The 20463-nt window shown below is 63.2% G+C and carries 24 protein-coding genes; 13 read left to right on the top strand and 11 right to left on the bottom strand.

The genetic code is table 11. The features are described from left to right. Position 1: 1 nt before the first annotated feature. Both U9R80_RS24455 and U9R80_RS24450 read right to left on the bottom strand, forming a co-directional pair. The gene (locus U9R80_RS24455; protein WP_301839923.1) at positions 2-652 is read right to left on the bottom strand and encodes a class I SAM-dependent methyltransferase; all 651 of its coding nucleotides are present in this window, start codon (positions 650-652) and stop codon (positions 2-4) included. Continuing rightward, positions 652-1095 (bottom strand): hypothetical protein, encoded by a 444-nt coding sequence (locus tag U9R80_RS24450; RefSeq protein WP_301839924.1) that lies wholly within the window; start codon positions 1093-1095, stop codon positions 652-654. Before U9R80_RS24450 ends, U9R80_RS24455 begins: the two co-directional genes overlap by 1 nt. Positions 1096-1202: 107 nt before the next feature. On the opposite strand from U9R80_RS24450, the gene nrdR reads away from it, so the two are divergent. The 12 genes from nrdR (at position 1203) to U9R80_RS24390 (ending at position 9885) form a co-directional block, all read left to right on the top strand. After that, complete coding sequence (gene nrdR, locus U9R80_RS24445; RefSeq protein ID WP_010222838.1) at positions 1203-1667, top strand: transcriptional regulator NrdR; 465 nt, start codon at positions 1203-1205, stop codon at positions 1665-1667. A gap of 2 nt (positions 1668-1669) precedes the next feature. Next, entirely contained in the window at positions 1670-2800 is a 1131-nt protein-coding gene (ribD, locus tag U9R80_RS24440; RefSeq protein ID WP_301839928.1) for a bifunctional diaminohydroxyphosphoribosylaminopyrimidine deaminase/5-amino-6-(5-phosphoribosylamino)uracil reductase RibD, read from the top strand. Positions 2801-2845: 45 nt separating this feature from the next. Further along, the gene (locus tag U9R80_RS24435; protein ID WP_301839930.1) at positions 2846-3508 is read left to right on the top strand and encodes a riboflavin synthase; all 663 of its coding nucleotides are present in this window, start codon (positions 2846-2848) and stop codon (positions 3506-3508) included. Positions 3509-3526: 18 nt separating this feature from the next. Further along, positions 3527-4618 carry a bifunctional 3,4-dihydroxy-2-butanone-4-phosphate synthase/GTP cyclohydrolase II gene (ribBA, locus tag U9R80_RS24430; protein WP_301839931.1) on the top strand — a complete coding sequence of 364 codons (1092 nt, stop codon included), beginning with the start codon at positions 3527-3529 and terminating at the stop codon, positions 4616-4618. Positions 4619-4707: 89 nt separating this feature from the next. Then, positions 4708-5184 (top strand): 6,7-dimethyl-8-ribityllumazine synthase, encoded by a 477-nt coding sequence (ribH, locus tag U9R80_RS24425; RefSeq protein WP_028944446.1) that lies wholly within the window; start codon positions 4708-4710, stop codon positions 5182-5184. Continuing rightward, positions 5181-5681, top strand: coding sequence for a transcription antitermination factor NusB (nusB, locus tag U9R80_RS24420; protein WP_028944445.1), 501 nt, complete (start codon positions 5181-5183; stop codon positions 5679-5681). Before ribH ends, nusB begins: the two co-directional genes overlap by 4 nt. An 18-nt stretch (positions 5682-5699) precedes the next feature. Next, entirely contained in the window at positions 5700-6665 is a 966-nt protein-coding gene (thiL, locus tag U9R80_RS24415) for a thiamine-phosphate kinase (protein ID WP_301839932.1), read from the top strand. Further along, complete coding sequence (locus U9R80_RS24410; RefSeq protein WP_028944443.1) at positions 6662-7165, top strand: phosphatidylglycerophosphatase A family protein; 504 nt, start codon at positions 6662-6664, stop codon at positions 7163-7165. The genes thiL and U9R80_RS24410 overlap by 4 nt, the downstream gene beginning before the upstream one ends. A 12-nt stretch (positions 7166-7177) precedes the next feature. Next, entirely contained in the window at positions 7178-7930 is a 753-nt protein-coding gene (locus U9R80_RS24405; RefSeq protein ID WP_301839933.1) for a substrate-binding periplasmic protein, read from the top strand. Between the two features lie 112 nt (positions 7931-8042). Further along, positions 8043-8660: a GTP cyclohydrolase II gene (ribA, locus tag U9R80_RS24400; RefSeq protein WP_010222848.1), complete on the top strand. Its 618-nt coding sequence runs from the start codon at positions 8043-8045 to the stop codon at positions 8658-8660. Continuing rightward, on the top strand, positions 8657-9076 hold the full coding sequence (locus U9R80_RS24395) for an MFS transporter (protein WP_301839934.1): 420 nt from the start codon (positions 8657-8659) through the stop codon (positions 9074-9076). Before ribA ends, U9R80_RS24395 begins: the two co-directional genes overlap by 4 nt. Continuing rightward, complete coding sequence (locus U9R80_RS24390; protein WP_301839936.1) at positions 9076-9885, top strand: cobalamin-binding protein; 810 nt, start codon at positions 9076-9078, stop codon at positions 9883-9885. The genes U9R80_RS24395 and U9R80_RS24390 overlap by 1 nt, the downstream gene beginning before the upstream one ends. Here the strand turns inward: U9R80_RS24390 and U9R80_RS24385 are convergent. The 4 genes from U9R80_RS24385 to U9R80_RS24370 all read right to left on the bottom strand — a co-directional run bounded on the left by U9R80_RS24385 (position 9863) and on the right by U9R80_RS24370 (position 14951). Beyond that, positions 9863-11740: a TonB-dependent receptor domain-containing protein gene (locus U9R80_RS24385; protein WP_301839938.1), complete on the bottom strand. Its 1878-nt coding sequence runs from the start codon at positions 11738-11740 to the stop codon at positions 9863-9865. The two genes, U9R80_RS24390 and U9R80_RS24385, sit on opposite strands and share 23 nt — an antisense overlap. 77 nt (positions 11741-11817) lie before the next feature. After that, positions 11818-13716, bottom strand: a complete 1899-nt coding sequence (gene dxs, locus U9R80_RS24380) for a 1-deoxy-D-xylulose-5-phosphate synthase (RefSeq protein ID WP_301839939.1) — start codon at positions 13714-13716, stop codon at positions 11818-11820. Positions 13717-13824: 108 nt separating this feature from the next. Continuing rightward, positions 13825-14712, bottom strand: coding sequence for a (2E,6E)-farnesyl diphosphate synthase (ispA, locus tag U9R80_RS24375; protein WP_301839940.1), 888 nt, complete (start codon positions 14710-14712; stop codon positions 13825-13827). Then, entirely contained in the window at positions 14709-14951 is a 243-nt protein-coding gene (locus U9R80_RS24370) for an exodeoxyribonuclease VII small subunit (RefSeq protein ID WP_301839941.1), read from the bottom strand. Before U9R80_RS24370 ends, ispA begins: the two co-directional genes overlap by 4 nt. 324 nt (positions 14952-15275) lie before the next feature. On the opposite strand from U9R80_RS24370, the gene U9R80_RS24365 reads away from it, so the two are divergent. Further along, entirely contained in the window at positions 15276-16481 is a 1206-nt protein-coding gene (locus U9R80_RS24365; RefSeq protein ID WP_301839942.1) for an RtcB family protein, read from the top strand. 273 nt (positions 16482-16754) lie between these two features. Here U9R80_RS24365 and U9R80_RS24360 read toward each other — a convergent pair whose 3' ends face one another. The 5 genes from U9R80_RS24360 to U9R80_RS24340 form a co-directional block, all read right to left on the bottom strand. Continuing rightward, positions 16755-17465, bottom strand: coding sequence for a LexA family transcriptional regulator (locus U9R80_RS24360; RefSeq protein ID WP_301839943.1), 711 nt, complete (start codon positions 17463-17465; stop codon positions 16755-16757). 163 nt (positions 17466-17628) lie between these two features. Next, positions 17629-18156 carry an inorganic diphosphatase gene (gene ppa / locus U9R80_RS24355; RefSeq protein WP_095159347.1) on the bottom strand — a complete coding sequence of 176 codons (528 nt, stop codon included), beginning with the start codon at positions 18154-18156 and terminating at the stop codon, positions 17629-17631. A 91-nt stretch (positions 18157-18247) separates the two neighbouring features. Beyond that, on the bottom strand, positions 18248-19063 hold the full coding sequence (locus U9R80_RS24350) for a zinc-dependent peptidase (protein ID WP_301839946.1): 816 nt from the start codon (positions 19061-19063) through the stop codon (positions 18248-18250). An 8-nt stretch (positions 19064-19071) separates the two neighbouring features. After that, positions 19072-19719, bottom strand: a complete 648-nt coding sequence (locus tag U9R80_RS24345; RefSeq protein ID WP_301839948.1) for a DedA family protein — start codon at positions 19717-19719, stop codon at positions 19072-19074. 208 nt (positions 19720-19927) lie between these two features. After that, on the bottom strand, positions 19928-20386 hold the full coding sequence (locus U9R80_RS24340; protein ID WP_301839950.1) for a GNAT family N-acetyltransferase: 459 nt from the start codon (positions 20384-20386) through the stop codon (positions 19928-19930). Positions 20387-20463 lie beyond the last annotated feature (77 nt).

The following is a 20463-nucleotide window of genomic DNA, read 5'->3' as shown; positions in this document are numbered from 1 at the left end:
CTCAGCGACTGGCGTGGTACAGGCTGACCCGGCGGAATTCGTGGGGCTCGGCCAGGTCCGGCAAGGTCAGGGCTTCAAGCACGCCCAGCGGCTGGTACAGGGGGTGGCTGAAGTCCCGCACGCGTGAGTCGGCCACCAGTGCCTGGCGGCCACGGCTGAGGAATGCATCGAGCAGCGGCAGGTTGGCCCGGTCATAGAGCACATCCGCCACCAGGATCAGGTCGAAGCGGTCGGCTTCCTGAAAAAAATCGCTGGAGTAGCTCAGCTCCACGCCGTTGAGCGCAGCGTTGGCCCGGCAGGCATCCAGCGCCAGCGGGTCGAGGTCGCAGGCCACTACCTCCAGAGCGCCAGCCCGTGCAGCGGCAATGCCGGCGATGCCTGAGCCTGCGCCAAAGTCCAGCACGCGCTTGCCGGCAACCCACTCGGGGTGCTCGGCCAGGTAGCGGGCCATCGCCAGGCCGCTGGCCCAGCAAAAGCTCCAGTAAGGTGGCTCGTGGAGGATGCGTCGGGTTTCTTCGGGGCTGAACTCGCGGTCCATGTTCTGCGCGTCGATCAGCCAAAGCTTGAGCGAGCATTCAGGCAGATCGCTGACCACCAGGCGGGCGTCACCGAGCAGTTCACCCAGGGCTTGTTGCAGCGGAACAGGCGCCATCACGGTGCCTTTTCAAAACGCAGGGGACCGGTGGCCTGGTTCTGGGCCTGGGAGATGCGTACCGGTGGCAGGTGCAGGATCAATTGCCCGGACTTGCTGGCACGGCCACGCAACTCGACCCGGGCGCCAGCGGGAAAGGCCTCGGGGTTGAAGCGCAATTGATAAGGCAGGTCCAGGCCGTTGCCGTCCAGGGTGCTATTGGCCAGCAGGCGTTGTGGTCGGCCGCGATCGTCAATGACCAGCAGCGCCAGTTCGACTTCGGCGCCGGCCGGAACGTTGAGCAGGGTTCCGCTCAGTTCGCGCTGGTAGGCCGGCAAGGGGCCAAGTTCCCTGGCTTTGCTGGCCACCGGGGCTTTTGGCGCCGGGGCAGGCTGGGGTTTGTCGCTACTGCAGGCCGCCAGCAAGGCGGCACAACTGAGCACAACGAGCGCTCGAAATGGCATGTGGAATTCCTTCGCGGTGTATTTCCTGAGTGGATGGTAACCCCTTTGGTTTGTCTTGCCAGTGGGATGCGCTACCATGGCCCTCCCTTTTTTTGTTGCCTGCCACCATGCACTGTCCCTTCTGCGGTGCCAACGACACCAAGGTCATCGACTCGCGACTGGTCGCCGAGGGCGAGCAAGTGCGCCGTCGGCGCGAATGCGTGGCCTGCGGTGAGCGCTTCACCACCTTTGAAACCGCCGAACTGGTACTGCCCAGGCTGATCAAGCAAGACGGCAGCCGCCAGCCCTTCGACGAAGAGAAACTGCGCGCCGGCATGCAGCGCGCGCTGGAAAAGCGCCCGGTCAGTGTCGAGCGCCTGGAAGCGGCGCTGGCGCATATCAAGCACAAGCTGCGGGCTACCGGCGAGCGCGAGATCAAGTCACTGGTTGTCGGCGAACTGGTCATGGCCGAGCTGCAAAAGCTCGATGAAGTCGCCTATATCCGCTTTGCTTCCGTTTACCGGCGCTTCCAGGACCTCAACGAGTTCCGTGAAGAAATCGACCGCCTGGCCCGTGTGCCGGCTAAAGAGTGAGCATGTCCAGCGAACGCGCGGTACTCGACGCCCACTATATGGCCCGAGCCCTGGAACTGGCCCGCAAGGGCCTGTACTCGACTCACCCGAACCCGCGCGTGGGCTGCGTGATTGTCCGCGACGGCCAGATCGTCGGCGAAGGCTGGCACGTACGTGCCGGCGAACCCCATGCCGAAGTCCATGCCCTGCGCCAGGCCGGTGAACGGGCCCGCGGCGCCTGCGCCTACGTGACCCTTGAACCCTGCAGCCACCATGGGCGCACGCCGCCCTGTGCCGAGGCGCTGGTCAAGGCGGGCGTGGCACGGGTGGTTGCCGCCATGCAGGATCCCAATCCGCAAGTGGCGGGGCAGGGGCTCAAGCGTTTGGCCGATGTGGGTATCGAGGTGGCCAGCGGTGTGCTGGAAGCTGAGGCGCGGGCGCTGAACCCGGGTTTCCTCAAGCGTATGGAAGTCGGCCTGCCGTTTGTTCGCGCAAAGCTTGCGATGAGCCTGGACGGACGCACCGCCATGGCCAATGGTGAAAGCCAGTGGATCACCGGCCCAGCCGCTCGCTCCGCGGTGCAGCGCCTGCGTGCGCGGTCCAGCGTGGTGCTGACCAGCGCCCAGAGCGTGCTGGCCGACCATGCGCGGATGACTGTGCGCGGCGCTGAGCTGGGGCTGGATGCACACACCACCACCCTGGCCATGGCGCGCCCGCCCTTGCGTGTGCTGATCGACGGACGTCTGCGCCTGCCACTGGATGCACCGTTCTTCAACGCGGGGCCTGCGCTGGTGGTGACGGCTGCGGCGGTCGATCCGCGCTATGCCGACGCCGGTCATGAACTGCTCTGCCTGCCGGGTGAGGGCGCCCAGGTCGACCTGCCGGCACTGCTGCGCGAACTGGCAGCCCGTGGCGTCAATGAAATACTGCTTGAGGCCGGTGCCGGCCTGGTCGGCGCCTTTGCCCAGCGCGGCCTGATCGACGAGTATCAGATTTTTGTCGCCGCCAAGTTCCTGGGCTCCAGTGCCCGGCCGTTGCTGGACCTGCCGCTGAACCATATGAACGAAGCGACGCCCTTGAAAATTACCGAAATGCGCGCAGTAGGCGATGACTGGCGAGTCACTGCAGTGCCGAACCCCGCGCCCGGCGTATAATTTGCGGCTAGCGTCACGCGCAGCCCCGTTCCCGAGGAGGACTTCATGTTCACCGGCATCATTGAATCGATTGGCAGCATCCGTTCGCTCACCCCTAAAGGCGGTGATGTGCGGGTGTATGTCGAAACCGGCAAGCTCGACCTGGGCGACGTCAAGCTCGGCGACAGCATCGCCGTCAACGGCGTATGCCTGACCGCGGTCGAGCTGCCAGGCGATGGTTTCTGGGCGGACGTCAGCCGCGAAACCCTGGATTGCACCGCGTTCGACGACCTGAAAAGCGGCAGCCGGGTCAACCTGGAAAAAGCTCTGACACCGACCACCCGCCTGGGCGGTCACCTGGTCAGCGGTCACGTCGACGGTGTCGGCGAAGTGGTCTCGCGCAGCGATAATGCCCGCGCCATCCAGTTCCGCATCCGTGCGCCGAAGGAGCTGGCCAAGTACATCGCCCACAAGGGCTCGATCACGGTCGATGGCACCAGCCTGACCGTGAACGTTGTCGATGGCGCCGAGTTCGAGCTGACCATCGTCCCGCACACCCTGGCCGAAACCATCATGGCCGACTACCGTCCAGGTCGTCGGGTAAACCTTGAGGTCGACCTGCTGGCCCGTTACCTGGAGCGCTTGCTGCTGGGTGACAAGGCCGCCGAGCCAAGCAGCGGCGGCATCACCGAAAGTTTCCTGGCCGCCAACGGCTACCTGAAATCCTGATTTGAAAGGGGGTGCCGCGTGGCGCTCAACAGCATCGAAGAACTGGTAGAAGACATCCGCCAGGGCAAAATGGTCATCCTCATGGATGACGAAGACCGCGAGAACGAAGGCGACCTGATCATGGCCGCCGAGTGCTGCAAAGCCGAGCACATCAACTTCATGGCCAAGCACGCCCGTGGCCTGATCTGCATGCCGATGTCGCGCGAGCGTTGCGAGACACTCAAGCTGCCGCTGATGGCACCGCGCAACGGTTCGGGCTTCGGCACCAAGTTCACCGTCTCGATCGAAGCCGCCGAAGGCGTGACCACCGGCATCTCGGCCGCTGACCGTGCCCGCACCGTGCAAGCGGCTGCCGCCCGTGATGCCAAGGCCGAAGACATCGTCAGCCCCGGCCACATTTTCCCGCTGATGGCCCAGCCTGGCGGTACCCTGGCCCGTGCCGGCCACACCGAAGCTGCCTGCGACCTGGCGCGCATGGCCGGGTTCGAGCCGAGCGGAGTGATCTGCGAAGTGATGAACGATGACGGCACCATGTCCCGTCGTCCGGAGCTCGAAGCTTTTGCCGCCGAACACAACATCAAGATCGGCACCATTGCCGACCTGATCCACTACCGGATGATCCACGAACGTACCGTTCAGCGGGTTTCCGAGCAGCCGCTGGACAGCGAGCTGGGTCATTTCAACCTGGTCACCTACCGTGATTCGGTTGAAGGCGACGTGCACATGGCCCTGACCCTGGGCAACATCTGCGCCGAAGAGCCGACCCTGGTACGGGTCCACAACATGGACCCGCTGCGTGACCTGCTGATGGTCAAGCAACCGGGCCGTTGGAGCCTGCGCGCCGCCATGAGCGCGGTTGCCGAGGCTGGCAGCGGTGTCGTGCTGCTGCTCGGGCATCCGCTCGATGGCGATGTGCTGCTGGCGCATATCCGTGAAAGCGCCGAGGCCTCCCAGGCCAAAACCCCGACTACCTACAGCACCGTCGGTGCCGGTTCGCAGATTCTGCGCGACCTGGGCGTACGCAAAATGCGCCTGATGAGTTCGCCAATGAAGTTCAATGCGATATCCGGATTCGATCTGGAAGTTGTAGAATACGTGCCCTCCGAATAAAGCAGGCGGTTTGTCGCGCTGCCATTCGTGTCCCAAACCCTCACAGGCCGCCTATTTGCGGCCTGGCTCTTTAAGATGAGAACTCCGCAATGACCCTGAAGACCATCGAAGGTACCTTCATTGCCCCCAAAGGTCGCTATGCTTTGGTGGTTGGCCGCTTCAACAGCTTCGTCGTCGAAAGCCTGGTGAGCGGTGCAGTTGACGCCCTGGTTCGCCACGGTGTCAGCGAAAGCGACATCACCATCATCCGTGCCCCGGGTGCCTTTGAAATCCCGCTGGTGGCACAGAAAGTCGCCCAGCAAAGCGAATACGCCGCGATCATCGCCCTGGGCGCCGTGATCCGTGGCGGTACCCCGCACTTTGAATACGTAGCGGGCGAGTGCACCAAGGGCCTGGCCCAGGTGTCCATGGAGTTCGGCGTACCGGTTGCCTTCGGTGTCCTGACTGTCGACTCGATCGAACAGGCCATTGAGCGTTCCGGCACCAAAGCCGGCAACAAAGGCGCCGAAGCTGCCCTGTCCGCTCTGGAAATGGTCAGCCTGCTGGCGCAGTTGGAGGCCAAGTGATTAGCGACGAAAGCGATCGTTTCAACCCGCGCGATCCAAAACCTGCGGATGCTGGCAAGCCATCGAAGAGCGCCAAGCGTCGCGAAGCCCGTCAGCTCGCGACTCAGGCCCTGTACCAGTGGCACATGGCCAAGCAATCGCTGAACGAGATCGAAGCGCAGTTCCGGGTCGATAACGATTTCACCGATGTCGACGGTGCCTATTTCCGCGAAATCCTTCATGGGGTTCCGGTGAAAAAGGCTGAAATCGACGAAGCGCTCAAGCCGTGCCTGGACCTGGCGCTGGAAGAGCTCGACCCAGTTGAACTGGCGGTTCTGCGCCTGTCCACCTGGGAGTTCATGATGCGTGCTGATGTACCGTACCGCGTCGTGATCAACGAAGGCGTCGAGCTGGCCAAGGTTTTCGGTGCCACTGACGGACACAAGTTCGTCAACGGTGTGCTCGACAAGCTCGCACCACGGCTTCGTGAAGCCGAAGTCAAGGCGTTCAAGCGCTGATCCTGGCGCTTGCTGCTGATGGGTGAGTTCGAGCTGATTCGCCACTACTTCGCTGCCGCGCCTTGTGCGCAAGGCAGCGAAGCGGTCGCATTGGGCATTGGCGACGATTGCGCCTTGCTCAGCCTGTCGCCTGGCGAACAGTTGGCGATCTCCACCGACACGCTGGTGGCCGGGGTTCACTTCCCGGCTGTCTGCGATCCTTTTCTGCTCGGTCAGCGTTCGCTGGCTGTAGCCGCCAGTGACCTGGCAGCCATGGGGGCCACCCCAATCGGCTTTACCCTTGCCCTGACCCTGCCCGAGGTGCGCGCCGACTGGCTGCAAGCCTATGCCCGGGGTTTGAACCAGATGGCCCAGGCCTGTCAGCTAAGCCTGATCGGAGGTGACACCACCCGAGGGCCGCTGAGCCTGACCATGACCGTGTTCGGTCGGGTACCGGCAGGCCAGGCCCTGACCCGCAGTGCTGCCCGTGCCGGTGACTTGCTGTGTGTCGGCGGTGATCTGGGCAATGCCGCCGGGGCCTTGCCGCTGGTGCTGGGTGAGCGTCAGGCTGAAGCCTCCATCGCCGATCCGCTGCTTGCCCATTACTGGTCGCCCCAGCCCCAGTTTGCGCTGGGCCAGGCGCTGCGCGGCAAGGCGACAGCGGCGCTGGATATCTCCGATGGCCTGCTGGCCGACTGCGGGCATATCGCCAAGGCATCGCAACTGGCCCTGCAGGTCGAGCTGGATCGGCTACCTTTGTCTGCTGCACTGCAGGCGCTGTTCGGCCGCGAAGGTGCGCAGCATGCCGCGCTGACCGGAGGCGACGATTATGTATTGGCCTTCACCCTGCCCGAGGTCGAGCTTGCACCGCTGCTGGCGGCCGGCTGGCCGATTCATGTGGTGGGTCGCGCAAGCATCGGTTCTGGTGTCAGCCTGGTGGATGGCCAAGGACAAGACATCACCCCGGCAACCCGGGGCTATCAACATTTTAGGGAGCAACTGTGACCGATCACCCCAATCAGGTGCCTGCGGAGAACGTTCCGCCGTCGGTCTGGCGTAATCCGTGGCATTTTCTGGCCTTTGGCTTTGGCTCCGGGACCCTGCCCAAGGCACCGGGAACCTGGGGCTCGCTGGTCGCTCTACCCTTTATCCCGTTGTGGCAGATGTTGCCCGACTGGGGCTACTGGCTGATGCTCGGCCTGACCATGCTGTTTGGCTTCTGGCTGTGCGGCAAGGTTGCAGACGACTTGCGTGTGCATGACCACGAAGGCATTGTCTGGGACGAGATGGTCGGCATGTGGATCACCCTGTGGCTGGTGCCTGAAGGGTGGCAGTGGTTGTTGGCGGGCTTCCTGATGTTCCGCTTCTTCGACATCCTCAAGCCTTGGCCGATCCGCTGGGTTGACCGGCATGTACATGGTGGCGTCGGTATCATGCTCGATGACGTGCTGGCGGGAGTGTTCGCCTGGTTGGGCATGCAAGTTCTGGTATGGAGTTTTACTTAAGGGAGTAAGGCGATGACTGGATGGCGATTGGGGCTGTTGCTGTTGGTCCTGGTGGCAGGCGTGGTGCGGGCGGCGGAGCCGTTACCTGCGACGCCTGCGCAGATCCATCTGGCCAGCGAGGAGTGGCTCGACTACACCAACGCCGATGGTTCCGGCCTGGCCTGGGACGTCCTGCGCAAGGTGTTCGAGCCCGCCGGCGTCAAGGTCCGGATCCAGAGCGTTCCCTATAGCCGTGCGGTAGGCCTGGTCAAGCGCGGCGAGGCCGATGCCTGGGTCGGCTCCTATGAAAAGGAAGAGCCGGACAACCTCTACCCGCGCTGGCACTTCGACCTCGATCACATCTATGCCCTGGGGCTGGCCAGTAAGCCGCTACCCACCTTGAGCAACCTCGGGCAGTACCGCCTGGCCTGGGTGCGTGGCTATGACTACCAGAACTACTTGCCCAACATCGACCACTTCCGTGAAATCCAGCGCCGCGAAGGCATCCTGCCGATGCTTGAACATGACCGTGTGGACTTCTACATCGACGCCCTGACCGAAGTCGACTATGTGCTCAACCAGGCAGACAAGCCCGAGGCGTTCCGCCGTACGCACCTGGCTGAGCTGCCGCTGTTCCTGGCTTTTTCCCACACCGGCAAAGGCGAGGCGCTGCGGGCCTTGTTCGACCAGCGCATGGACAAGTTGGTGGCCAGTGGCGAGTTGCGGGCCATCTTCAAGCACTGGCAGCAACCCTATCCGTTCGATGAAGCCAGCACCTCGCGCTAGGTGTTATCAAACTTCTGAATCGGTATGGCCAATAATTCAGCCTAAGCAGCACGGCGGCGCTGCTGATACAATCGCGCACATCAATTTTCAAGTTACTGATCAGGAGCACAACGTGCCCGTCGTCTTTGTTGCCGCTTCCAAGCTGCCTACTCCATTTGCGACCTTCACCATGCACGGTTTTCTCGATGAAGCCACCGGCCGTGAGCACGTTGTGCTCAGCCTGGGTGATGTGGCCGACGGGCAACCGGTACTGGGGCGCCTGCATTCCGAATGCCTGACCGGCGATGCCTTGTTCAGCCAGCGTTGCGACTGCGGCTCCCAGCTTGAAGCCGCCCTGCAGGCCATCGCCCGCGAAGGCCGTGGCGTGCTGCTGTACTTGCGCCAGGAAGGCCGTGGCATCGGCCTGTTGAACAAGATCCGTGCCTATGAGCTGCAAGATGGCGGCGCCGACACCGTCGAGGCCAACGAGCGCCTGGGCTTTGCCGCCGACCAGCGTGACTACGGCATGTGCCAGCCGATGCTCGAACACCTGGGGGTCAAGTCGCTGCGGCTGATGACCAACAACCCGCGCAAGGTCAAGGCACTGACCGGCATGGGTATCCCGGTGGCCGAGCGTGTACCCCTGCACACCGGCCACAACCCGCACAACAAGCACTACCTGGCCACCAAGGCCGGCAAGCTCGGCCACATGATGGGCAACGAGCACCAGGGTGAGGCCGGTCGGGCGTGACCCGGGCGCAGGTTAAACGCCGACTGGCACTGGCCTGGTGGCAGTACCTGGTGGTGGCGCTGGCGCCCTTGCTGGTATTTGCCTGGGCCTTCGGTGGCATCCAGGCATTGATCCCTGTCCTGGCCATGCCGGTGTTCATCGCCGGCGTGGCTTCGATGTTCCTGAGCCTGCCGCGGTTCGGTGCCTACAAGCGGGCACTGATTGCTACGCAAAAAGCCCTCGACAGCGCTGAAGAACCTGCGGCCTGGATCGAGCTGGCCCGTGTCCGACGCCTGGGCATGCTGTTCGCCTGTCTGCCGGCCTGGGTTTCGGCCCTGTCGGTGTTCGTCGGCCTGGAAGCTGTGCCGCAGGTTCTCCTGGCCATTTCCAGCGCGGTGCTGCTGTACCTCTATCGTATCCCGCGTCAGCTCGGCTGATGCGCGGCATCCTGCTGCTGGCGTTGTTGGTGCTGGCCGCGCCGCTGGCTGCGGCTTCGCGGGTGGTCAGCCTGGCGCCCTCTCTTTCAGAAATCATTGTCGAGCTGCAGGCCACGGACCTGCTGGTGGGCATGCTCGACGGCGGCGATCGCCCTCCTGCTCTGGCGGCGGTTCCGTCGGTGGGGCGCTATGGCCAGATCGACATGGAGCGCCTGCTCAGCCTCAAGCCCGATTTGTTGCTGCTGTGGCCAGACAGCGTGCCGGCGGCTCAACGCGATCAACTCAAGCGTCTGGGCATTGCCACTTACAGCGCCGAACCTCATGACATCGATGAACTGATCGAGCAGATCGAGCAGATCGGCGTGCAACTGGGGCGGGCGGAGCAGGGCCGGCTGCGTGCGCAGCAACTGCGTCAGCAATTGCAGGCACTGCGCGAGCGCTATCACCGCGAGCAGCCACTACGGGTGTTCTATCAGGTGTGGGACAAGCCGTTGTACACCGTCGGAGGGGGGCAGATCGTCAGCGCCGCCCTCGGCGTGTGCGGCGCGCGCAATGTGTTCGCCGGGCTCAAGCTGCCAGCGCCACAGGTCAGCCTGGAGTCAGTGTTGCTGCAAGACCCCGAGGTGATCCTGGCGCCGGATCAGCCCCAGCTCGACGCCTGGAAGGCCTGGCCCCAGGTCGATGCCGTGCGCAACGGGCGCTTGCTGCAAGTGCCCGACAAGGGCCTGGAGCGCCCCAGCGGGCAAATGATCGAGGCAACGGCGCGGTTGTGTCAGTTGATTGAGACTAAAGCGCCGGTGTCCAGGTAACGCCAACCATCCAGGTACGACCCTCTTCGCGGTAGCCATACTGCGTGCCCTCATAGGTATACAGGGCTCGCGAGTACGCTTTGTCCATCAAGTTGTCGACCTTGAGCTCCAGCTTGACCTCAGGGTTGAGCGCCCAACTGCTGCGCAGGCCGAGCAGGCCATAGCCGCCGATTTTGTTGCGGTTGGCTTCGTCGTCAAAGCTGCTGCTCACCGCTTGCCAACTGGCGCCCAGGCCGAGCTGGTCAAACTGGCGGTCCAGATCGAGGCTCAAGGTGCGGCGGGCGCGGCGGGCCAGGGTGTGGCCGCTGTCGCGGTCGCGAGGGTCGATCAACGCGAGGCCCAGGTTGCTCTGCCAGCCAAACCAGGTTTGATGCAGCGCCGCTTCGAAACCATTGACCCGGGCCGAGGCCACGTTGCGGGGGATCGAGTCGGCACCGAAGATAATGGCGTCGCGCAGGTCGGTGCGGTAGAGCGACGTCTCCAGGCGGCTTTCTTCAGTCAGCTGGCTGCGCCACTGCAATTCGTAGCTTTTCGATCGTTCGGGCTTGAGGTTCGGGTTGCTGTACTGGGGGTAGTACAGATCGTTGAACGTGGGGGCGCGGAAACCTTCGCTGTACGAAACCAGCAGATCGTTGTCGGGGTTGAGCGGCAGGGTCAGGCTGCCGCTCCAGGTGTTTTGCCCGCCGAACTGCTGGTTCTGATCGCGGCGCAAACCCAGTTCGGTGGAAAACCACTCGCCCTTGAAACGATGCTGGACAAAGGCAGCCCGGTTCCAGCGGCTGTCTTCGTCAAAATCGGTGCTGCCGTGTACACGGTCCTGGTACCAGTCGGTACCGATCATCAGGCTATTTTGCTCATCGAGCGTCAGGTCGTTCTGCCAACTGGCGGCGTCGCGGTAGGTGTTGAACTCGCTGGCGTCGCTGCTGAGCTTGTCGCGCTTCTGATCGCGGTTCTCGCTGTGGCTCAGTTCCAGGCGTGAGTACCAGTGCTCGTTGAGCTGTGCACCGAGGTAGGTGCCCAGGCTGCTGACGGTGTAATCGGTATAGGGGGCCTGGGCGAAGCTCTGGAAAGTGTCCATGTCGAAGCGGCCATACGGGTTGTCGTATTCGCTGCGGCCACGGCTGTCGAGCAGGTTCAGGCCAGCCTCGACGTTGTCGTTGAAGCTGTGACTCAGGCTCAGGTTGAACGACTTGTTGCGGTAGGCGTCATGGTCGCTATCGCTGGGGTAGGAGGTGTGGCTCCAGTCGATCCCGGCGCTTTCATCGAGGCTGGCGCCGAGGTTGAAGCGGGTGCTCTGGTCGCCACCGGAAAGCCCCAGGCTGCGCTCCCAGCTCTGGTTGCTGCCGGCGGCCAGGCGCAGGCGCGGTTGCAGCCCTTGCTGGGCGCTGCGACGGGTGAAGATCTGGATGACGCCGCCAATCGCATCGCTGCCATAGACCGCCGAGCGAGAGCCACGCAGCACCTCGACCCGCTCGATCTGGTCGACGTTGAGAAACTGCAGGCCGCTGTCACCGGAAGTGGCGTTGGCGATGCGTACGCCGTCCACTAGCACCAGGCTTTGCGCGGTCTTGCTGCCTCGAATGTAGATACCCGGCACGCTGCCGCGACCGCCCGTTGGCGCAACCTGGACGCCGGGTACCCGTGTCAGCAGATCGTTGACGCTGGTGGGCTGCAGGCGGTCGATGTCGTCACGGGTGAATACGGTGTTGGCGGCACTGGTTTGCGTGCGATCTTCTACCTGGCGGTTGGCGCTGATCAGGGTGTTGGGCAGCTTCAGGGCGCTGTCGCGGTCGACAGGCTCGGCCAAAAGGGGCGTGGGCAGGCACAGCAGAAGGGTGAGGCGAAGGAGCTTCATGGCAGTTCCAAAACAATCGCGGGGCAAGCCCGCTCCTACAGGTTTCTGTAGGAGCGGGCTTGCCCCGCGATCAGGTCTCAAAGACCCAGCAGTTGCATACGCTCGCGCACTGAAGCGTCGATGCCGGCAACGTCCAGCCCGCATTCGGCCAGCATTTGCGCAGGCTTTGCATGCTCGACATAGACGTCCGGCAGGCCCAGGTGCAGCACCGGCTTGAGCACGGCTTCGCGGGCGAGGAACTCGCTGACCGCAGCGCCAGCGCCGCCCATGATGGCGTTCTCTTCGATCGTCACCAGCAGCTCATGGCTGGCGGCGATTTCCCGTACCAGGGCTTCATCGAGTGGTTTGACGAAGCGCATGTCGACCACGGTGGCGTCCAGGCCTTCGGCCACTTTCAGTGCCTCTGCCAGCTGCACACCGAAGACCAGCAAGGCGACCTTGCTGCCCTGGCGGCGCACCACGCCCTTGCCGATTTCCAGCGGCTCGAGGTTGCTCTCGATGGTGGCGTTCGGGCCAGTGCCGCGCGGGTAGCGCACGGCCGCAGGACCGTTGTACAGGTGACCGGTGCTGAGCATCTTGCGCAGTTCGTTCTCGTCGCTCGGGGTCATCACCAGCATGCCGGGGATGCAGCGCAGGAACGACAGATCGAAGCTGCCCGCGTGGGTCGGGCCGTCTTCGCCGACCAGGCCGGCGCGGTCGATGGCAAACAGCACATCAAGGTTTTGCACGGCAACGTCATGGATCAATTGATCGTAGGCGCGTTGCAGGAAGGTCGAATAGATCGCCACCACCGGCTTGGCGCCTTCGCAAGCCATGCCGGCTGCCAGCGTCACGGCGTGCTGCTCGGCAATCGCGACGTCGAAGTAGCGCTCCGGGTAGCGTTCGCTGAAGGCCACCAGGTCGGAGCCTTCCTTCATGGCCGGGGTGATGCCGACCAGTCGCTCGTCCGCTGCCGCCATGTCGCACAGCCACTGACCGAACACCGCCGAATACTTCGGGCCTCCGGCCTTTTTCGGTGCGGCGGCCGGTGCGTCGACAGGCTCGAGCTTGGTGATGGCGTGGTAGCCGATCGGATCGACTTCGGCCGGGGCGAAGCCCTTGCCCTTCTTGGTCACCACGTGGAGGAACTGCGGCCCCTTGAGGTCGCGCATGTTGCGCAAGGTGGTGATCAGGGTCGGCAGATCGTGGCCGTCAATCGGGCCGATATAGTTCCAGCCCAGCTCCTCGAACAGGGTGCCGGGGACCAGCATGCCCTTGGCGTACTCTTCGGTGCGGCGGGCAATTTCCCAGGCGCCGGGCAGGCGCGAAAGCACCTTCTTGCTGCCTTCGCGCATGCTCGAATAGGTACGGCTGGACAGGATCTTGGCCAGGTAGTTGGAGAGGCCACCGACATTGCGCGAGATCGACATGTCGTTGTCGTTGAGGATCACCAGCATGTCGGCGTCGACTTCCTGGGCGTGGTTCAACGCCTCGAACGCCATGCCTGCGGTCAACGCACCGTCACCGATCACGGCGATGGACTTGCGCGGATCGTTCTGCAGGCGGGCGGCAATGGCCATGCCCAGTGCTGCACTGATCGAGGTGCTGGAGTGACCGACGCCAAAGGTGTCGTACTCGCTTTCGGCGCGGCGCGGGAAGGCGGCCAGGCCGTCCTTCTGGCGCAGGGTGTTCATGCGCTGGCGGCGACCGGTGAGGATCTTGTGCGGGTATGCCTGATGGCCGACGTCCCACACCAGACGGTCGTCCGGGGTGTCGAAGACGTAGTGCAGGGCAATCGTCAGCTCGATGACGCCCAGGCCGGCACCGAAATGCCCGCCGGTCTGGCCAACGGTATAGAGCAGCTCCTGGCGCAGTTCGTCGGCCAGGCTCTCCAGATCGGCTTCGGCCAGACGGCGCAGGCCGGCGGGCGTTTCGGCACGGTCAAGCAGCGGCGTGACCGGGCGTTCGCGGGGGATCTCTTGAAACGTCGTGGGCATCAGGCGAATCGTTATAGGTGTGAAGAGGCGGCAGTTTACCTTATTGCGGTAATGGCTGCCCATTTGAGCGCTTCGCGGGGTAGGAGCGGGCGTGCCCCGCGAAAGCACTTAATTACGGCGCTCGACGATATACCGCGCCAACGCGCGCAGCGGTTCAGCCGCCGCGTCAAATGGCCGCAGGGCATGCAGGGCCTGGTCGCGCAGTTCCAGGGCGTAGGCCTTGGCAGCGTCCAGCCCGAGCAACGCGGGGTAGGTCGGTTTGTCCCGGGCGATATCGGCGCCCTGGCGTTTGCCCAGGGTTTCGGTATCGCTTTCGACATCGAGAATATCGTCCTGCACCTGGAAGGCCAGGCCAATGGCCCGGGCGTACGTTTGCAGGGCTTGCAGCTGGAGCTGGTCGGCGCGGGCACTGGCCAGGGCGCCGAGGCGGACGCTGGCCTCGATCAGGGCACCGGTCTTGTGCCGGTGCATGAACTCAAGGGCGGTCTGATCGAGCTTGAGCCCCACCGAACCGAGGTCGATGGCCTGGCCACCGACCATGCCGGCCGGGCCTGCGGCCAGGGCCAGGGTCTGGACCATGGCCAGGCGGATCGCGTCGGTTTGCGGGCTCAGTTGCGGGTCGAGCAGGGCATTGAAGGCCAGGCTTTGCAGGCCGTCACCGGCCAGGATCGCGCAGGCTTCGTCAAAGGCCTTGTGGGTGGTCGGCTGGCCGCGGCGCAGGTCGTCATCGTCCATCGCCGGCAAGTCGTCATGCACCAGCGAGTAAGCGTGAATCAGCTCCACTGCGCAGGCGGCGCCGTTGGCATGCTCAGGTGCTACGCCAAGGGCTTCGCAGGCGGCATAGGCCAGCAGCGGACGCACTCGCTTGCCGCCGTTCATGACGCTGTAGCGCATGGCTGCGTACAGACGATCGAGCTCGGGCGAAGGTGCGATGAAGAGCTGTTCGAGTGCCGCGTCAACGCGGGCCTGGCTGCTGACCTGGTAGTGAACAATCATTCTGCCTGGTCCGCATCGAAAGGTTCTGCGGCCAGTTCGCCATCACGCTCCAGCAGCACCTGGACCTTCTGTTCGGCTTGGGCCAGTGCGCTCTGGCAATCGCGGGTCAGGCTGATGCCTTGCTCGAACGCGGCCAGCGAATCTTCCAGCGACAGCTCACCGTTCTCCAGGCGCTCGACCAGGGTTTGCAGATCGGCGAGGGATTGCTCGAAATCAATAGCGGCTTTTTTTCGGGCCATGGCGGCTGTCTCGGTGGCGGTATAAACGGCGCGACACTAGCAGAGCAGGGCGGGGGGAGCAAATCGACAGGGGAAAAGGAGAGGCGGGGACGACTCCGGGTTGGCTTGCGGCGCCCCATGGAGTCGTCTTGCCGCCCTCGAAAAGAGGCAAATCCAGATGCCGGAAGGCACCTACTCAGCATGTACCGGCTGGCATCATGCCGGCCGCGATTCGGACCTCTGAATACACCTTAGACGCAGACTGTTGTACTGTAAATTTTTTGCAACGCAATCCGTTCAACCGAGTTCACGAGCCCGTCCTGGCGGCGCGCTCAGGGGTATGACATGAACCTGCTGGAAGTGGCTGGCGGCAAACCGATCAAGCTCTGGACCCAAGGCGTGCCGGTGGAAGCCGAGGCCCGCCAGCAACTGATCAACACCGCCAAAATGCCGTTTATCTTCAAACACCTGGCGGTGATGCCCGATGTACACCTGGGCAAGGGCTCGACTATCGGCAGCGTGATCCCCACCCTGGGCGCGATCATTCCTGCGGCTGTGGGGGTGGATATCGGTTGCGGGATGATTGCCGCGCGTACCTCGCTTCATGCCCGCGACCTGCCAGACAATCTGCAGCGTTTGCGCAGCGCCATCGAACAGGCCGTGCCCCATGGCAAAACCTTCGGCCGCCGTGACCAGGGCGCCTGGGACAACGTGCCGGCGCGGGCCGACCACGCCTGGCAAGACCTGACCATGCGCTTCAAGGCCATCACCGACAAATACCCGAAACTGGAACGCACCAACAATCGCCAGCACCTGGGCACCCTGGGCGGCGGCAACCATTTCATCGAAGTCTGCCTGGATGAAGCCGACCGCGTCTGGTTCATGCTCCACAGCGGCTCGCGTGGCGTGGGCAATGCCATCGGCAACCTGTTCATCGAACTGGCCCAGGCCGACATGCGTCAGCACATCGCCAACCTCCCGGACAAAGACCTGGCCTACTTCAAGGAAGGCAGCCGGCATTTTGCCGACTACGTCGAAGCCGTCGAATGGGCCCAGGACTTTGCCCGCCAGAACCGCGCCCTGATGATGCACGCCGTCATTGCTGCGGCGCGCCATGTGCTGGGCAAGCCGTTCGACGCCAACCTCGAAGCCGTGAACTGCCACCACAACTATGTGCAGCGCGAGCGGCACTTCGGCCAGGACATTCTGGTGACCCGCAAGGGCGCGGTGTCAGCGCAAACAGGGCAGATGGGCATCATTCCAGGCTCGATGGGGGCGAAAAGCTTCATCGTTCGCGGCCTGGGCAATCCTGAGTCGTTCTGCTCCTGCAGCCATGGGGCCGGACGCGTGATGAGCCGGACCAAGGCCAAGCAGCAGTTCACACTGCAGGACCAGGTACGTGCCACCGCTCACGTCGAGTGCCGTAAAGACAAGGACGTGATTGATGAAATCCCCATGGCCTACAAGGATATTGATGCGGTGATGCAGGCGCAGCGGGACCTGGTGGAGGTGGTGCATACGTTGCGGCAGGTGGTGTGTGTGAAGGGGTGAATGGCGCGAGGTGGCAGGAGATGAGAGGGCGGGAGGAAACAGACGGGCATTAAAAAGCCGGCTTGTGGCCGGCTTCTAGGGGACGGCCTTGGCTAATTTTTGGTAAGCCGCAACCGCCTTCAAAACGTTATCCGGTGCAAGGACCGGTACGGCGGACAAGCTGTGTGTCGTCTCGCCGGGCCCCTGGGCGTGCGTGGCAGGCCGGGGGCGAAATGTGCGGCGTAGCATACTGGGAATGAGGCGCAATGCCCAGCAAAAAATCATTGCGCATGCTCAAACCGGGCGGTTGTCGCGTAGGTGGCCCCACCAGAATACCCAGCCAAGCACGCTCAGTTTCTGGCTTTTGAGCTGGGCCGGGCTGTAGGTCTCGGTGGGGTGTTCATCACTGTCGTGGCTGTGCAGGCGCAAGGCGCCGTTGGGGTGTTGGCTGAGGCTGTGGACGCGTACGCGGCCGTTGTGCAGCAAGGCGTAGATCTCTCCCTCGATCACGTGGGTCAGGCCGCAATCGACGGCCAGGGTGGTGCCGCGCGGCAGCAGTGGGCTCATGTTGGACGTGGGCATGCTCAGGCACAGTGCCAGGCCCGGGTCGACGCCCAGGCTGTCGAGGGCGCGGATCGGCAGGCGCAGGTAGCGGTCGGCGATAGGTGTTAGTTGTTTGGCCTGGATGGCGAAGAACGGCAGCTGGATGTCATTGTGGTTGTGGGCGGCCAGCAGGCTCGGAGGTACAGACTCGGTGCCGGGCGTGCGCGGCGCGGAGTTCAAGCGGGGGAGTGGGTTGGGGTGCTTGGGGCCTTCGCCGGTGCGCAGCCATCGGCTGCGGACGCAGAGCAGGTCGGCAATTTCGTCCAGGCGGGCGAAAGGTACGCCACGTTTGAACCAGTTGTTGACGTGCTGCGGGGTCACCTTGCGCTGTGCGGCAAAGTCGGAAGGGGTCAGGTTGCACTCGTGCAGGAGCGCTTTGAGACGATCACCAGATGTATTCATGGCGCCCGAGTTTAGTGGGCGTGTCTGGCTCGGGAAATAAACATGAAGTTCATTTTTTAGGCCCGAAAATGGCAGGTTTACAGGCACTGCCTTAGGGCGTTGTAGGACTTGTTCCCAAGAACCAAAAAGCCCCGCAAGGCGGGGCTTTTTGTTGGGCGCTTGCTTAGCCTTTGTAGGCGGCAACGGCCTTGGTGATCTCGGCGCGGGCGGCGTCTGCGTTGCCCCAGCCATCGATCTTGACCCACTTGCCTTTCTCGAGATCTTTGTAGTTCTCGAAGAAGTGCTTGATCTGTTCCAGCAGCAGGGCTGGCAGGTCGGTGTATTCCTTGATGTCGACGTACAGCTGCGACAGTTTGTCGTGCGGTACGGCGATGACTTTGGCGTCGCCGCCGCCGTCGTCGGTCATGTTCAGGATACCGACCGGACGGGCACGGATAACCGAACCTGGAGCAACCGGGTACGGGGTCACGACCAGCACGTCGAGGGGATCACCGTCGTCGGCCAGGGTGTTCGGGATGAAGCCGTAGTTGGCCGGGTAGAACATCGGGGTGGCCATGAAACGGTCAACGAACAGGCAGTCGCTGTCTTTGTCGATCTCGTACTTGATCGGCGCGTGGTTGGCTGGAATCTCGATGGCGACGTAGATGTCGTTCGGCAGGTCTTTGCCAGCCGGAATCTTGCTGTAGCTCATTGGGCAGTGCCCCCATGTTTGGCCAAAAATTGGTCGCGATTATAGGCACATTCCGCGGTGCTTGCCACGTTCGCCCGGATGTCCGGCGGTGTCAGTCCGGTGCCTGCTGATAGTGGGGGTGTTCGTGCTGCAATTGCTGCAGTCGCGCCAGCGGGTCCTGGCGGTAAAAGTCGCGTAATTGCTGGTACACCGCCGGGTAGGCAGCGTTGAGCAGGTCGGGGGCGCTGAAGAAGTACTCGCTGGTGACGGCAAAGAATTCGGCCGGGTTTTCCGCCGCATAGGGGTCGATTGCGGTTTCGGCGTCGGGATTGCGGTCGAGCTGGCGGTTGAGGTCATCGTAGGCGCCCTGCATGGCCTGGGCCCAGTCGCTGATGCGCATGTCGTTGTGCAGGGGCGGCAGGCCGTTGGCGTCTCCGTTGAGCATGTCGAGCTTGTGCGCAAGCTCATGGATGACCAGGTTGTAGCCCTCCCAGCCGCCGCTGGCCAGAACGCCAGGCCAGGCCAGGATGACCGGGCCTTGTTGCCAGGCTTCACCGCTGTGCTCGCCGTCCCACTCATGCTCGATGCCGCTGGCGTCGCGATGGCGCTGAGGGCTGAGGAAGTCGTCGGGGTAGAGGATTATCTCGTGAAAGCCCTGGTACCAGTTCAGTTCGCCCAGGTGCAGCAGCGGCAACTGGGCTTGCGCCGCGAGGAACAGGCGTTGCTCGCCATCGAGTTCGACCCCGGGCAGGGGGCTCAGGTGCTTTTCGTCGAGGAACAGCACGCAGGCTTCAAACAGCCAACGGTCCTCGTCGGCACTCAGGCCGTCGAGGATCGGCAGGCGCTCGCGAACCCGCTGCCAACGCTGCGGGTCGACGGGGTGGCGAGCGAGGGTGCGACGACGGCGCCAGGCACTGAGCGACCACATGGCCAGGCTTAGTTGACCTTGGCGGTGCGGTGCATGCGGCTGCGCACCACGCCGATGATCATGGGGACCAGCGACAGGATGATGATGGCCACGATCATCAGCGACAGGTTTTGCTTGATGAACGGTACGTTGCCGAAGAAGTAGCCCAGCGTCACCAGGCCACCCACCCACAGTACGGTGCCGGCCACGCTGAAGCCGAGGAACCGTGGGTAATGCATTTTCGCGATACCGGCGACGAACGGTGCAAAGGTGCGCAGGATCGGCAGAAAGCGCGCCAGGGTGACGGTTTTGCCGCCGTGGCGCTCATAGAACTCGTGGGTCTGTTGCAGGTAATCGCGACGGAAGATCTTCGAGTTGGGGTTGCGGAACAGGCGTTCGCCCGCTGTTCGCCCGATCACATAGTTGGTGCTGTCGCCCAGGATGGCCGCCGCCATCAGCAGGCCGCCGAGCAACACCGGGTCCATGCCGCCGCCTGCTGCCACGGCACCGGCAATGAACAGCAGGGAGTCACCGGGCAGGAACGGCATGACCACCAGGCCCGTTTCGCAGAAGATCACCAGGAACAGGATGGCGTAGATCCACCCGCCGTAATTGTTGACCAGCAAATCGAGATAGGCGTCGAGATGCAGGATAAGGTCCAGCGGGTTGAAGTCCATGTACAGCACCTGTGTTCTTGACCCGAGCGACGGGCTGGTAATGACGGGTAATGCGACTGTGAGAGGAGGTTACCCAAGGAATGGGTAAAGTTTCACACATAATGGGGAGGCGCATTATACGGCGGCAAGAAGAATGTGCCTGCGCAGTTTGTAGCGGCGGATTTCCAAAAAGAATCAGGCAGGCCAGAGGCCTGCCGTAAGGAGGGGGTCAGTCGGCGCTGATGGGCAGGATGTAGTTCTTGAACTCGGTGTCTTCACGAAAGCCGATGGATTCGTAGGTTTTCATCGCCACTTCATTGTCGTTGCTGGTCGAAACCCGCATGCGCACGGCGTTGGTGTCCTTGGCCATCTGCTTGGCCTCGCGCATCAGGTGGTCGGCCACCAGCATGCGCCGGGAGTCCTCAGCCACGTAGATGTCGTTGAGAATCCACACGCGCTTGAGCGAGAGCGACGAAAAGCTTGGGTATAGCTGGCAGAACCCCATCAGCTTGTTGTCGTCATCATCCGGCAGGGCCAGGTAGATCAACGACTCGCCACGTTCCAGGCGTTTTTTCAGGAACTTGCGCGAGGAGTCCGGGAAGGGCAGTTGCCCATAGAACTCGCGGTATTTGACGAAGAGTGGGGCAAGCAGGTCCAGATGTTCCAGGGTTGCTTTTATGATTCGCATAAGCAGGCCTCAGGGTCCATGGGAGAGTGCGGCGAATCGCCGGCAGCCTTGGCAGATGCTGCCTGAAGGCAATTAGA

Origin of the sequence: Pseudomonas sp. JQ170C (assembly GCF_035581345.1) — a bacterium.
Taxonomy (GTDB): domain Bacteria; phylum Pseudomonadota; class Gammaproteobacteria; order Pseudomonadales; family Pseudomonadaceae; genus Aquipseudomonas.
This window is presented reverse-complemented; position numbering and strand designations above follow the sequence as displayed.

Coding starts and splice junctions, on each gene's coding strand:
- U9R80_RS24455 (WP_301839923.1), bottom strand. CDS start 652: ATGGCGCCTGTTCCGCTGCAACAAGCCCTGGGTGAACTGCTCGGTGAC.
- U9R80_RS24450 (WP_301839924.1), bottom strand. CDS start 1,095: ATGCCATTTCGAGCGCTCGTTGTGCTCAGTTGTGCCGCCTTGCTGGCG.
- nrdR (WP_010222838.1), top strand. CDS start 1,203: ATGCACTGTCCCTTCTGCGGTGCCAACGACACCAAGGTCATCGACTCG.
- ribD (WP_301839928.1), top strand. CDS start 1,670: ATGTCCAGCGAACGCGCGGTACTCGACGCCCACTATATGGCCCGAGCC.
- U9R80_RS24435 (WP_301839930.1), top strand. CDS start 2,846: ATGTTCACCGGCATCATTGAATCGATTGGCAGCATCCGTTCGCTCACC.
- ribH (WP_028944446.1), top strand. CDS start 4,708: ATGACCCTGAAGACCATCGAAGGTACCTTCATTGCCCCCAAAGGTCGC.
- thiL (WP_301839932.1), top strand. CDS start 5,700: ATGGGTGAGTTCGAGCTGATTCGCCACTACTTCGCTGCCGCGCCTTGT.
- U9R80_RS24405 (WP_301839933.1), top strand. CDS start 7,178: ATGACTGGATGGCGATTGGGGCTGTTGCTGTTGGTCCTGGTGGCAGGC.
- U9R80_RS24390 (WP_301839936.1), top strand. CDS start 9,076: ATGCGCGGCATCCTGCTGCTGGCGTTGTTGGTGCTGGCCGCGCCGCTG.
- U9R80_RS24385 (WP_301839938.1), bottom strand. CDS start 11,740: ATGAAGCTCCTTCGCCTCACCCTTCTGCTGTGCCTGCCCACGCCCCTT.
- dxs (WP_301839939.1), bottom strand. CDS start 13,716: ATGCCCACGACGTTTCAAGAGATCCCCCGCGAACGCCCGGTCACGCCG.
- ispA (WP_301839940.1), bottom strand. CDS start 14,712: ATGATTGTTCACTACCAGGTCAGCAGCCAGGCCCGCGTTGACGCGGCA.
- U9R80_RS24370 (WP_301839941.1), bottom strand. CDS start 14,951: ATGGCCCGAAAAAAAGCCGCTATTGATTTCGAGCAATCCCTCGCCGAT.
- U9R80_RS24365 (WP_301839942.1), top strand. CDS start 15,276: ATGAACCTGCTGGAAGTGGCTGGCGGCAAACCGATCAAGCTCTGGACC.
- U9R80_RS24360 (WP_301839943.1), bottom strand. CDS start 17,465: ATGAATACATCTGGTGATCGTCTCAAAGCGCTCCTGCACGAGTGCAAC.
- ppa (WP_095159347.1), bottom strand. CDS start 18,156: ATGAGCTACAGCAAGATTCCGGCTGGCAAAGACCTGCCGAACGACATC.
- U9R80_RS24350 (WP_301839946.1), bottom strand. CDS start 19,063: ATGTGGTCGCTCAGTGCCTGGCGCCGTCGTCGCACCCTCGCTCGCCAC.
- U9R80_RS24345 (WP_301839948.1), bottom strand. CDS start 19,719: ATGGACTTCAACCCGCTGGACCTTATCCTGCATCTCGACGCCTATCTC.
- U9R80_RS24340 (WP_301839950.1), bottom strand. CDS start 20,386: ATGCGAATCATAAAAGCAACCCTGGAACATCTGGACCTGCTTGCCCCA.